6 protein-coding genes are annotated in these 12,207 nt (G+C 68.1%); 5 read left to right on the top strand and 1 reads right to left on the bottom strand.

Annotated elements, in window-relative coordinates; genetic code table 11:
- Positions 1-163 precede the first annotated feature (163 nt).
- The gene (locus tag VNJ47_11005) at positions 164-1,603 is read left to right on the top strand and encodes a glycerophosphodiester phosphodiesterase family protein (GenBank protein HXG29358.1); all 1,440 of its coding nucleotides are present in this window, start codon (positions 164-166) and stop codon (positions 1,601-1,603) included.
- Between the two features lie 37 nt (positions 1,604-1,640).
- On the opposite strand, the gene VNJ47_11000 is transcribed toward VNJ47_11005, so the two are convergent.
- A complete protein-coding gene (locus VNJ47_11000; protein HXG29357.1) occupies positions 1,641-2,684 on the bottom strand; it encodes an AraC family transcriptional regulator in 1,044 nt (347 codons plus the stop codon).
- Positions 2,685-2,829: 145 nt separating this feature from the next.
- Between VNJ47_11000 and VNJ47_10995 the strand changes: the two genes are divergently transcribed.
- The 4 genes from VNJ47_10995 to VNJ47_10980 form a co-directional block, all read left to right on the top strand.
- Positions 2,830-8,427, top strand: coding sequence for a neutral/alkaline non-lysosomal ceramidase N-terminal domain-containing protein (locus VNJ47_10995; protein ID HXG29356.1), 5,598 nt, complete (start codon positions 2,830-2,832; stop codon positions 8,425-8,427).
- 176 nt (positions 8,428-8,603) lie between these two features.
- Positions 8,604-9,149, top strand: coding sequence for a spore coat protein U domain-containing protein (locus VNJ47_10990; GenBank protein HXG29355.1), 546 nt, complete (start codon positions 8,604-8,606; stop codon positions 9,147-9,149).
- 183 nt (positions 9,150-9,332) lie between these two features.
- Positions 9,333-10,103, top strand: coding sequence for a fimbria/pilus periplasmic chaperone (locus VNJ47_10985; protein HXG29354.1), 771 nt, complete (start codon positions 9,333-9,335; stop codon positions 10,101-10,103).
- Positions 10,104-10,105: 2 nt separating this feature from the next.
- Positions 10,106-12,207 (top strand): fimbria/pilus outer membrane usher protein (locus VNJ47_10980; GenBank protein HXG29353.1); only part of this gene is annotated, 2,102 nt, incomplete at its 3' end.

The raw sequence follows: 12,207 nt of genomic DNA, 5'->3' as shown, positions 1-12,207 counted from the left end.
GCTGCGCAAGACCAGCCTGCAGATCGGGCGCACGGTGGGTTACTTCACCACGCGGACGGCGCCGTAAGAGGGTCGCGTGCAGGCACGCGCCTACCAGAGCAGCGGTTTTCTGTAGGAGCGCGCCTTGCGCGCGACAGACGGCATGGATCAAGCGATGCATTTGATGAAACGGTTTGCGGGATTCTGCCTTCTGCTGGGCCTGGCCGGTCTCGCGCAGGCGGCGGTGCCTGATATCCCGGCCGCCGAGTCGCCTTGTGTGAAGCTGCCGCGGCCGGACCGCTGGCTCAGCGCCGGTGACGCCGACACGGGCCGCGCCGTGCCGCTGGTGTCCTCGCACCGCGGCGCGCTGTCGCTGGCGCCGGAGAACACGCTCTGGGCCTATCGCTACGCGCTGGCCTACGAGGTCGCGCTGATCGAGGTGGACGTGCGCCAGACGGCGGACCGTCGCTTCGTGGCCTTCCATGACTCGGACCTGGCGGCCAAGAGTAACGGCGAAGGGCGGCTGGAGGATCTCACTTACGACCAGGCCCGCGCGCTCAACGTGGCCGACTACCCGCCGTGGAAGGGCAGCGTTTACGACCCGTCGCAGATGGCCTCGCTGGAAGAGGTGCTGGAGCTGGCCCGGGCCACTGGCCACGGCATCGAGTTCGACATGAAGTTCATGCTGGATTCGCAGCCGACCGCGGATCTGGCCGGCTTCGCCGCCATCGTCAACCGCTATCCCGAGGTGCTGCGGCGCTCCATCATCAACCTGCCGCCGCCGGCCGCGCAGCTGGGCAAGGCGCTGATTCCGGAAGGCCGCTTCATCTACAACCTGCTGTTCGAGGAGCCGCCGGCGCTGCTCTACGGGCTTGCGCGCCAGGCCAGCGTGTTCGGTTCCGACCTGGCCAAGTTCAGCCGCGAAAAGATTGCCGCGATCCACGACGGCTGCGGGCTGGTGATGCCGCATTCCTATGATGCAGGGCGCGAGCGCGAGGGCGAGCAGATCCTGCTGGCGCGCAGCCTGGGCGCGGACGGCGTGCAGACCAACCAGCCGGCGCTGGCGCGCGCGCTGCTGGTCGGGCCGGTAGCCACCGCGCTCGTGCCCGGTACGACGCCGAGCAGCGTCTGCCTGGTCAACCGCGACAACGGCCTGGGGCTGCCGCAGAAGACGCTGCGCGTGCGCAAGACGGACGGCAGCACGCTGGAGGTTCGCACCGAGCTGGCCGGTTGCGCCGAGCTGCCGATGCCCTTGTCCCAGGCGGATATCCTGTTCGACGGCGACGCCTCCGCCGCGCCGGCCGAACGGCGCCTGCCGGATGCGGATCCCGATCCTTTCAGCTTTGGTGTGCGTACCGGCGTGGCCGCCGGCTCTTGGGCGGTGTCACAGGCAATCGAACCCCTCGGCTACACCATACCGACGCGAATCAGGGCCGGCACCGGCACCGAGTACAGCCTCGGCTGCACGCAGGACAACTGGACCGCCGCGCAGGGCACGATCAGCCCCGGAACCACGATCTGCGTGCGGCACAGCGCGGCCGGCAGCCCGAACACCCTGCGCAAGACCAGCCTGCAGATCGGCAAGACGGTGGGTTACTTCACCACCCGGACAGAGGCACCCTGAGGCGTGCGGAATATGGAGTCGCAGTATCGGCCGCGACTCAGGACGCTTGGGCGTGGCTTTGGCGCCGTGTCTGGCCCGGCGAGGTGCCGAACCAGCGCCGGTAGGCGGTGTTGAAGGTGCTCTGGTCGCTGTAGCCGAGCAGGAAGGCGATCTGGGTGAGTGGAATGCTGGGGTCGCGCAGAAGCTGGCGCGCGCTTTCGGCGCGCACTTCGTCCAGGATCTGCTGATAGTGCGCGTCGATCTCCGCCAGCCGGCGCTGCAGGGTGCGCGCCGACAGGTGCAGGCTGCGGGCGGTTTCCTCCAGGTGCACCCGCCCGCTGGCCATGTGCAGGATCAACACGCTCTTGATCTGGCGCACCAGCTCGGGTTCCTTGGTCAGTTTCTGCAGCTGTTCCTGAGCGCGTTGCTCGGCCTGGCGGCGGAATTCCTCATCCGCCGTGACCACCGGCAGTTTCAGGTAATCGGCCGGGAAGATGAGCTTGCTTTCCGGCTGTCCGAACTGCACGCGGCCGCCGAACACGCGCACGAAGCCCTCCAGCGGACCGGGCGCCGGGCCGTGGAAGTGCGCATCCATGCGCAGGTCATGCCGGTCGGTGAGCCAGCGCATGAAGCGCGCCCGCGCGGCGAGCATGAACAGCGCCACCGACTGCGGCGGCGGGCTGGGGTAGGGCCACTGCCAGAGCAGATGCGCTTCCGCGTCCTTCACCGTCAGCACCGGCTGGCCGATCTGGCCGAGCAGGCGGATGTAACGTGCCAGCTGGCGGTAGGCGTCGTGCAGGTCTCTGCAGTTCATCAGCACATGGCCGAGGACACCCAGATGCCGCACCTGCAGGCTCTCGCCGGCCTTGGCCGGCAGGTCCGGCTCGCCCAGGGCCTGTGCCGCGCGCTCCAGCAGCCGCACCCATTCGGTCAGCGAAATCTCCGGGCTGATGGCCATCGCCTCGGGCCGCGCGATCGGTACCTCCGCCACCAGCGTGGCGGCGTCGATCCCGCGCCCCTGCAGGTAGTCGATCAGACCGCGTGCGTAAAAGGCGGCGAGCAGGGCATTGGCGTCGGGCGGTTGGCTCGAATTGGGCGGCATGGGCTGGCGCGATTTCCAAAATCTTTGGCGTTGTCTCCGAAGATAGCGTAATCCGAGTCTTACAAGATAGTGGCCGGGATTGCCTAACCCCGCAGTTGGGCACACATTCCCACATGTGGTGGTCGTGGCCGCAGGACGAAAAATCATGCCGAATCATCGCCGTCATTACCGTTGGATGGGCTTGCTGCTGGTGCTGTTTGCCGGTACCGCCGGCGCACAGGATGCCGCCTTCCGCGTCGGCGCGGCCAAGGTGGACAGCACGCCGCCCTACGAGCTTTGCACCGGCGGCTACGGTATCTTCTGCGGCTGGAAGGCGAGCGAGGCGCGCGAGAATGCCGTCGGTGGCCGCGACCGCCTGTACACGCGCGCCATGGTGATCGAATCCGAAGGCCGTCGCCTGGCCATCGTCACCACCAGTGCCATCGGCATCTTCGCCGCCTACAAACCTTACGTGGATCCGGTGACCAAGCGCGTGGTGGCGCGCCCCGGCCTGTACGACACGCGCCTGCGCATCGCGCGCGAGGTCGGGCTTGCCTCCGACCATGTCTTCATCCAGTCCGACCATTCGCACCGTTCACCTGACACCATCGGTATCTGGGGAGGCGTGCCTCCGGAATACCTGCAGAAGCTGCAGGAGGACATGGTGTTGGCGGTCAAGCAGGCCATCGCGCGCCTGCAGCCGGCCGAGCTGTACGTGGGCGCCATCGACGGCGCCGCGGTCATCTGCCCGAGCAGCTATCCCATCGCGCCGGGTGGGCCGCAGGCACCGCTGCCGCGTTGCACGGTGGACTCCCTGTACAGCTTCGACCCGAACAAATGGGTGGATGACGAGTTCCGTGTGCTGGAGGCGCGCAAGCCCGGCAGTGGCGAGCGCATCGCCAGCTTCGCCAACTATTCGCCGCATGCCACCGTACTCGACGACACCGGCAGCGGCGTGTTCTCCGGCGACTGGACCGGCTGGCTGGCGGCGATGCTGGACGACGAGAATACCGGCGCGGTGGGCCTGGCCACGGTCGGCTCGCTCGGCCGCACCGACTTCGAGAGCGGCAACAACAGCGGCAGCGGCGACGGCCGCAACCTCAACCGCGAGCGTGCCGCCCGCGCCCGCCTGCAGTTCTTCCTCGACACCCTGCGCAGTGCCACGCAGCCGGCCAACGGCATCCGCCCGTTTGCGCCTGTTACCGGGCGCGGCATCGTCAGCCAGGAGATCTTCCTGCGCGAGCTGAACACCAATCCGATCTTCTATACCAACTACGCGCCCTTCGTCGGCGCACCGAATGCGGACGGCAGCTATCCGTCCGAAACCGAGGCGCGCATCGACCGCGCCGTCACGCCGCCCTGGCTGACCGGCAACGTGCTGGGCACCTTCGCCGGCGCCTTCCGCATCGGCGATGTGTTCTTCGCCACCGCGCCGGGCGAGGAATTCCCCAACGCGCAGAAATGCCTGCGCGATGGCTGCGTCACGGGCGAGGGCATGAGCGGCAAGATCGTGGCCGGCGCCGACGGCGCCGCGCCGCAGATGCATTTCTTCCTCGGCGCCACCAACGATTTTCTCGGCTACATGGGCCCCGCGGCGACCTACGACCAGGTCGTGGCGCAGGGCGCGACCTATTTCTTCTGTCCGCCGGGCGACTTCGAGCGCCAGAACCGCGAGCGACTGAACCCCGTGACCCAGCCGCTCGGTTACGAGGCCGGCCGGCTGTTCGACGAGGGCTCCTGTCCGGATCACTTCGTGTTGATGTCCTCGCCGACCATCGGCGACCACGTCAATTGCGCGATCCAGAACGCCGCCATGGGCGTCGGCTTCGGCATCGCCGGGCGCGACCCGGCCTGCGACGCGCTCACCGCCGCCGATCAGCTCGGCGCGCCGCCGGTGGCGGCCGCCGGCGCGGACGAATACGACAGCGGCCAGGACGGTGTGGTGGGCACGGTGCTCGAGTTCATTGCCGATGTGACGGATGCGGTCGCTGCGCTGTTCTCGGGCAGCCTGACCACGCTGCTGGGCGAGCTGCAGCAGGCCGCCATCAATCTGATCAACAACGTTCGTGGCGTGCTGTTCGAGGACGATGACGCCAGCGTGGCCAGCGCGCTGCGCAACGCCGCCGACAACCCGCAGGGCGATGGCGCCGGCACGCTCACCGACCTGGTGCGCGACGCCGGCCGTATCCTGCAGGGCTTCGCGCCCGACTCCAACATCCGCGCCGGCGTCGGCGTGGTGGACATGACCCCGGACGTGGGCTATTGCGCGGGCCAGTATTGCGACACCACCAACCTGTTCGACGGGCTGGCGGGTGGCGAGATCGATCCCTTCGCCACGCACAAGACCAAGCGCAGCAGCTACGGCGTGCAGTCGCGCCTGACCGCGCGCGCGATCGTGGTCGAGGGCAACAACGGCAAGCGCGTGGCGCTGCTCAAGACCGACAACTACCTGGCGCAGGACGCGCTGATCCGGCGCGTCGGTCAGATCCTGCAGGCGGAAGGCTCCAGCATCGGCTACGAGCAGATCCTGCACAGCGCCAGCCACAACCATTCCTCGTCCTACTCCGCTACCCCTTCCTGGGGCGTGTGGGTGTTCGAGGACGTGTTCGATCCGCGCTTCTTCGAGAACCAGGCGCGGCGCATCGCGCAGGCCATCCGCATCGCCGAGCGCAACCTCAAGCCGGCGCGCATGGGCGCGACCACTGTGCGCCACAAGATCTTCAAGGGCAACGTGGTGCGCCTGGCCACCGCCGACGACGGCACCCCGGCCGGCTATCCGGAGGAATACGGCGATCTGGGGCTGGTGGTGATGCGCTTCGATGAGCTGACCGGCAATGGGCCCAAGCCGCTGGCGGTGTGGGTCAACTGGGGTCAGCACCCGGAGAGCCTGGATGGCTACGATCTGCACACAGCGGACTTCCTCGGCGCCTTGGAGCGTTTCGTGGATCGAGAGATCGGCGCACCGCTCGTGTTCAGCCAGGGCGACGTCGGCAGCGCCGAGAACTCCGGCAACAAGACCCAGCTGCTGGCCGACGACGGCAGCGTCTGCGGCCACTGGCCGGAGAATGCTGCCGCGCCGACGGTAAACAACTGCGCGCCGGGCGAGGGCGTGCTGCGTGTGTTCGAGCACACCGGCTACGTGCAGTTCGAGCGCAACGTGCGCTACCTGGCCGATGGCGTGATCAAGGGCTGGAAGGTGATCGGCGGCGAGTTGCCGCCCGACCCAGTCGCCACCGGAATTCCGCCCAACAACTATGTGCCCGAGGTGCAGGTGCCGCTGTCCACGGACTTCCCGGTGGACTACCGCAACTACTGGGCACCGGGCCCGCTGTCGCACCCGTATCCGAGCGTGTCCAACTGCAAGACCGACAAGAGCGTGAACGGCGACGTCGGCGTGCCGATCGTCGGTCTGCCGGACTGCGGCCGCTTCGGTTTCCCCGGCCAGAACGCGCTGACCGGCCAGGCGGCGGTGATCTACGCCACCATGAAGGCCGAGGGCGTACCGGTGCCGGATCACTACGACGCCTCGGCCTTCACCGGCGTGGAGGAGAACCTGCGCATCTACCTGCAGGCCTTCCGCCTCGGCGAGGTGCTGCTGGCCTCCTGTTCCTGCGAGGCCCAGGTGGACCTGATCCTGAACCTGGAAACCCGCGCCGACGACGTGGCCGACAACATCTACAACGGTTTCGACTGGGCCTGCCTGATCGACGACTACAAAAATGATCCGCAGTACGCCGAGGCCTGCGCGCGGCAGCAGCAGTATTTCGACCCGGCCGAGTTCCCGACACCGCTGGCCGGCACCGCGGCCGGCCGCAACAATCCCGGCCTCATCGCCCGCATGCGCGCACAGGTGCACAACGATGCGCGCGGCTGGGACGCGCCGGAGAACGCGCTCGCCGCCAACAGCGAGCCGGTGGACATCAGCCGGATCTGGGGCAATTTCACGCACGAGGAGCTGCCGCCCGAGCGCGGTTACAAACTGCCGGTCGGCCTGGGTCACACGGGCGATTACGTGGGCTACACGGTCAGCTACCGCGAGTACATGAGCCGCGACAGCTACCGCAAGGCGCTGACCAGCTACGGTGCGCACACGGCCGATTACATGGTGACACGTCTGGTGCGCATGGCCGGCGCCATGAAGGGCGGCCCGGAGCTGCTGCCCGAGCCGCACGATGCGCTGGCGCAGGCCGACGAGGCGCGCCAGCTGGCGCAGTCCACCGCGCTCGGGCAGGCCACCGCCGCGGCCTATGACGCCTGGCTGGCGGCGCTGCCGATGGATGTCGGCCCGGCGCAAAAGCTGGTCGAGCCGCAGAGCATCGGCTACTTCAACGCCGCCACCTTCCGCTGGCGCGGCGGCAACACGCAGGTGGACAACCCGGTCGCGCGCGTGGAGATCCAGTGCGATGCCGAGCGCAACTACCTGGCCTACCAGCAGCCGCTGTTGCAGGCCAAGTGCGCGGCGGCGGGTGATGGCGCCTGGGTGAGCTTCGCCGACATGAGCGGCGAGGTGCAGACGCGCGTGCACTGGCCGCAGGGCCTGCCCGGCGTGCTAAATGTCTACGCGGGGCAGTTCGCCTGGGAGTGGACCGCGAACTTCGAGGCCTACCGCGCCTTCCCGGCGCGGCTCGGCAGCACGCCGCTGGGTCGCTACCGCTTCGTGGTGGACGGCTGCATCAACGACGGCCTGACCGATCCGGCCGCCAACGGCCAGGGCCGCGTCAAGTCGCTGCTCAAGGCCCTGCTGCCCGACGCGGCGCATGATCCGGTCGAGCAGCTGCTGGGCAATGCCTGCCCCGGCGGCGCGCGGCCCTACCAGCATGTGTCCGCGCCGTTCACGGTCAGCGCCGCCGCCGGCGTGCCGCCGCGCAGCTATGCGAGCGCCTTCCCCTTCATCCAGGACAAGCCGGACTCGGCGGATCGCGACAAGCGCATCTGCGAGACCTGTACCTTCCGGCCCTGGGCGACCGCCGCTTTCGGCGGTGCCGATACGGACGGTGACGGCGTTGCGGACGCCGCCGACCTGTGTCCGGGCACGCCGGCCGGACAGGACGTGGACGCCGACGGCTGTTCGACCTCGCAGCGTGACAGCGACGGTGACGGCATCAGCGACGATGCCGACCAGTGTCCGACGGTGCCCGGCCTGCCGGCCAACAATGGCTGTCCGGACACCACTCCGGATGCGTTCGGCTTCACCAGCGTCTCGGGCGTGAGCCCGAACAGCACGGTCAGCTCGAACGTGGTGACGATCACGGGCATTGACGCGGCGGCGCCGGTCTCGGTCAGCAACGGCGAGTACCGCATCAACGGCGGGAGCTGGACCAGTGCTTCTGGTTCCATCACCAACGGCCAGACGGTGCAGGTACGTCACACCTCCGCCAGCACGGCCAGCACCGTAACCGAGACCGTCCTGACCATTGGTGGGGTGCAGGGCAAGTTCCGCTCGACCACGGCCGGTGGCACGGACACGGACCCGGATGCCTTTGGCTTCCAGAGCCAGAGCAACGTGCCGCAGAGCAGCTGGATTGTGTCGAACGCCATTACCCCGCTGGGCTATGACGCGCAGACCACGGTGAAGGCTGGGTCTGGTACGGAGTACAGCCTGGGCTGCACGCAGGACAACTGGACGGCGGCACAGGGTGTGATCAGCCCCGGGCAGAGTATCTGCGTACGGCACCTGAGCGCCAGCGCCCCGAACACGCTGCGCAAGACCAGCCTGCAGATCGGGCGCACGGTGGGGTACTTCACGACAAGAACGGCACCCTAGCCGGACGGGGTTGGCGCGAATTCCTAAACGATTGGCGCCGTATCCGAAGATGGGTTGTCGGCATTATTGGAGGATAAGTTGATCGAAGTCTAGGTATGGCCCCGAAAAGGGCGCAGATTCCCGTGATCCGGACGCGGGCTCGGATTTGACGATACTTAACTGGAGGAGTGAGAGACATGTTGAAGAAGTTTGGGGTGAGTGCGCTTGCGGCCGCCGCAATGATGGGGGCGGGTGTGAGCCAGGCGGCCGAGATTGATGACTTGATGAGCATCCAGGCCGAGATTCTGGCCGGTTGCACGAGCGTCGATGCACCGGACACGCTCGATATGGGCCAGCTGGCCCAGGGCGCGGCGGGCGAGGCGGCAGGCAATATCCTGGTGACCTGCGGCACCGGCGTGAACTACGAGGTGGCGATCGAAGGCGGCCTGCAAGACGCTGCCGGCAAGCGCCGCATGACCAATGAATTCAGCGGTTCGACCGACTTCATCCCATACGTCATCGTGAGCGGCACTTGCATGAGCACCACCGAGGTCGGCACCAACAACGCCACGCTCGGCGGCTACACGCCAACCACACCGTACACCGGCGGCAATGTGATTGCGGGCGTCGGCGACGGTACGGCACAGAGCGTGCCGGTCTGTGCCAAGGTGAATGCGGCCGACACCCTGAGCGTGCCGCCCGATACCTACACCGACCAGGTGCGTGTGGTGGTTGCGTTCTGAACCTCCCGTGCACGGACGCATCATCGAACCCTTTCGCTTCCTGCTGGCCGTGGCGAGGGTCATTCTGACCACCGCCATTGCCGGCTGAGCGCGTTCTGGGCACTATGAACAGCGCCTGAGGCACCATCCCGCTCCTGTCGATCGCGGCGCGATAACGACAAGTCCGGTGGTGGAATCGGATTCATGGCAAGACCACCCCACATCGTTTCTGGACAGGCTGGCACCGGCTGGCTGACGCGGTCGATCGTTGTCGCACTGCTTGCCTGGCTTGCGGCAGCGCCTCTGCAGGCCGGCCAGTTCAATGTCTCGCCGGTCAAGGTCACGCTGCCGGCGCGCGCCAAGGCCACCTCGGTGACGATCACCAATAACGGCCGCAAGCCGCTGGCCCTGCGCATCCGCCTGTATGCCTGGGACAAGCACGAAGGCGAGGATCGCCTGCAGGCGGCCGAGGATCTGCTCGTTACCCCGCCGATTCTCAAGCTCGAGCCGGGCCGCGCACAGATCGTGCGCATCGGCCGTCCCGCCGAAATCCCGGTGCCTGCCGTCGAGAAGGCCTATCGCCTGGTGGTGAGCGAGCTGCCGCTGCCCGGCGAGGGACAGGCCGAATCGACGCTGGCCCTGCGCTCACTGCTGGAAATCAGCGTGCCGGTGTTCGTGCCACCGGCCCGGCCGGACAAGCGGCTGGAATGGACACTGCAGCCGGGGCCGCAGCCTGCCGCCGCAACGGTCAGCGTGCGCAATGCCGGCACGGTGCACAGCAAGCTCACGCGCCTGCGCCTGCTGGATGCCGGCGGCCAGCTGCTGGCAGAGTCACAGAAAATGCTCTACGCCCTGCCGCAGCAGCAGGCGCGTACCCCGCTGCTGCTGTCGCGCCCCCTGCGTACGGGCGAAACCCTGAAGCTGGAATACACCCTCGATCACGCCGTGCGCGTGATCGAACTCAAGGCCCCGTAAGCGTGGCTGCGCGCGCCCGCCGCCCGCATGGGGTTATAGCCGGTTGGCTGCTCGGCACGGCCGCGCTGGCGCTCCCGGCACTGGGCACACTCGGCGCACGCGAGCGCGGCAGCGAGTGGCTGGCCTGGGCGGCGCCGTCCGAGGTGGCCGATGCCCTGCCGCCGGCCGGCCGCGTGAGCGTTGCGGTCCGCATCAATGGCGTGCCGCGCGACGAGACCGTGGTGCTGCGGGGCGAGCAGGGTGACTGGTGCTTTACCGCCGATGACCTCAGGGCCTGGGGTATCCGCACCTCTGGCCTGACTACGCAGCCGCACCAGGGCCAGCTCTATTACTGTCTGGGTACGGCGCCGGGCTATCGCGCGGCGTTCCAGATCGAGACGCTTACCCTGGATGTGACCCTGGCGCCGGAGGCCTTCGAAGGTGCAGCGCTGCGGGCCTACCGCGAACCCGAGCTGGTGCTGCCGCAGATCGGCTATGGCGGTTTTCTCAACTACGATTTTCTCGCCAGCCGCACCGATCCGCCGAATGCCAGTGCCGAACCCTGGCTGCTGGGCATGCTGGGCGAAGCGGTGTTCTACACCCCCCGGGGTTCGTTGCAGAGCAGCTTCGTCGGCCGCGATCTGACCGACAGCCAGCCCGGCGCGCTGGACGAAGGCCGCGACTTTGCGCGGCTGGAAACCTTCTGGCGCATGGACTTTCCTGACCGCATGACCACGCTCACGCTGGGCGATGCGCTGGGCAGCAGCGGCTACTGGGGCCGGCCGACGCGCTTCGCCGGCATCCGCTACGCCACCAATTTCGAAACGCGGCCCGGTTTCGTGACGCGCCCGCAGTTGGCCTTTACCGGCGAGGCCGCCGTGCCTTCGGTGGTGGACGTATTCGTCAACGATTCGCGGGTGCAGTCCCTCAGCGTGCCGGGCGGCCCGTTCGAGATTGCCGATCTGCCGAGCTTCGCCAACGTCGGCGAGGCGCGCATCGTGGTGACCGATCTGCTCGGCCGCCAGAGCGAGATCGTACTGCCCTTCATCACCAGCCAGCGCCAGCTGCGGGCCGGCCTGTCGAGCTTTGCCCTGGAAGCGGGCGTGGCGCGCGAGACGATCGGTCTCGGTGGCGACGAGTACGGCGATGCCCAGGCCGTGGCGCAGTACCGTTATGGCTATACCGACCGCCTGACCGCGGAAGGGCGCGTCGAGTGGAGTGAAGATCTGCGCGCGGCCGGCCTGGGCGCCAGCCTGAGGGTGGACCCGCTCGGCATCCTCAGCCCGGTCCTGGCCTTCAGCGACTCCGATGCGGGTTCCGGTGCGCTGGCCTCGCTGACGCTGGAGCGGCCCTCGGTGAAGGGCATCTACGCCGCCGGTTCCGTGCAATGGACCGAGCGCGAGTTCCGCCAGCTCGGCCTGGCCGAGGGCCTGGCGCCGGCGCGCCTGCAGCTGGCCGCCAGTGCCGGCAAGCGGCTGGCCAATAGATGGAACGTCAACCTCGGCTACGTCGAACAGAGCTTCTACGACGACCGCAGCGATCTGTCCGTGATCTCCGCCAGTCTCGGTACGGTGTGGCAAGGCTGGGGCTTCAACGCCACGCTGGCCGATCGCCGCGCCGACGAGCATTCACTGGCCCTGCTGCTGTCGCTCAACCGCAGCTTCGATGCCGGCATCCGCGGTTCGGCCTCCCTGCGCCTGCGCGAGGGCGATACGGGCGATAGTGCCAATCTGCGCACCCAGCTGCAGAAGAGCCTGCCGGAAGGTCCCGGCTACGGCTGGCGCGTGGTGGCGGGCCTGGATCGCCAGACGGACGACGTCACTGCGCTCACGCCGGCCGGGACGCGCCGCAACGAGCGCTTCGAGCTGTCCGCCGGCCTGCGCACCGACTACGCCAGCTTCACGGGCGAGATCGGCCGGGCCAATGACATCAGCGCCGTGCGGCTGGGCATGAACGGTGCGCTGGGCGCAGTCGAGCGCGTGCCCTTCGTCAGCCGCAGCATCACGCGCAGCTTCGCGATGGTGCAGGAGCCCGAACTGGCCGGCCTGCCGGTCATCGTCAACGGCCAGCGTATGGCGGTGCTGGACGAAAACGGCTATGCACTGCTGCCGCGGCTGCAGCCCTT

The sequence above is a fragment of the Nevskiales bacterium genome (assembly GCA_035574475.1).
Lineage (GTDB): Bacteria > Pseudomonadota > Gammaproteobacteria > Nevskiales > DATLYR01 > DATLYR01.
The sequence above is the reverse complement of the archived record's forward strand: the minus strand, read 5'-3'. Positions and strand labels throughout refer to the sequence as shown.

Bases quoted from the DNA above. Each gene is read 5' to 3' on its own strand.
- VNJ47_11005 (HXG29358.1), top strand. From the start codon at position 164: ATGAAACGGTTTGCGGGATTCTGCCTTCTGCTGGGCCTGGCCGGTCTC.
- VNJ47_11000 (HXG29357.1), bottom strand. From the start codon at position 2,684: ATGCCGCCCAATTCGAGCCAACCGCCCGACGCCAATGCCCTGCTCGCC.
- VNJ47_10995 (HXG29356.1), top strand. From the start codon at position 2,830: ATGCCGAATCATCGCCGTCATTACCGTTGGATGGGCTTGCTGCTGGTG.
- VNJ47_10990 (HXG29355.1), top strand. From the start codon at position 8,604: ATGTTGAAGAAGTTTGGGGTGAGTGCGCTTGCGGCCGCCGCAATGATG.
- VNJ47_10985 (HXG29354.1), top strand. From the start codon at position 9,333: ATGGCAAGACCACCCCACATCGTTTCTGGACAGGCTGGCACCGGCTGG.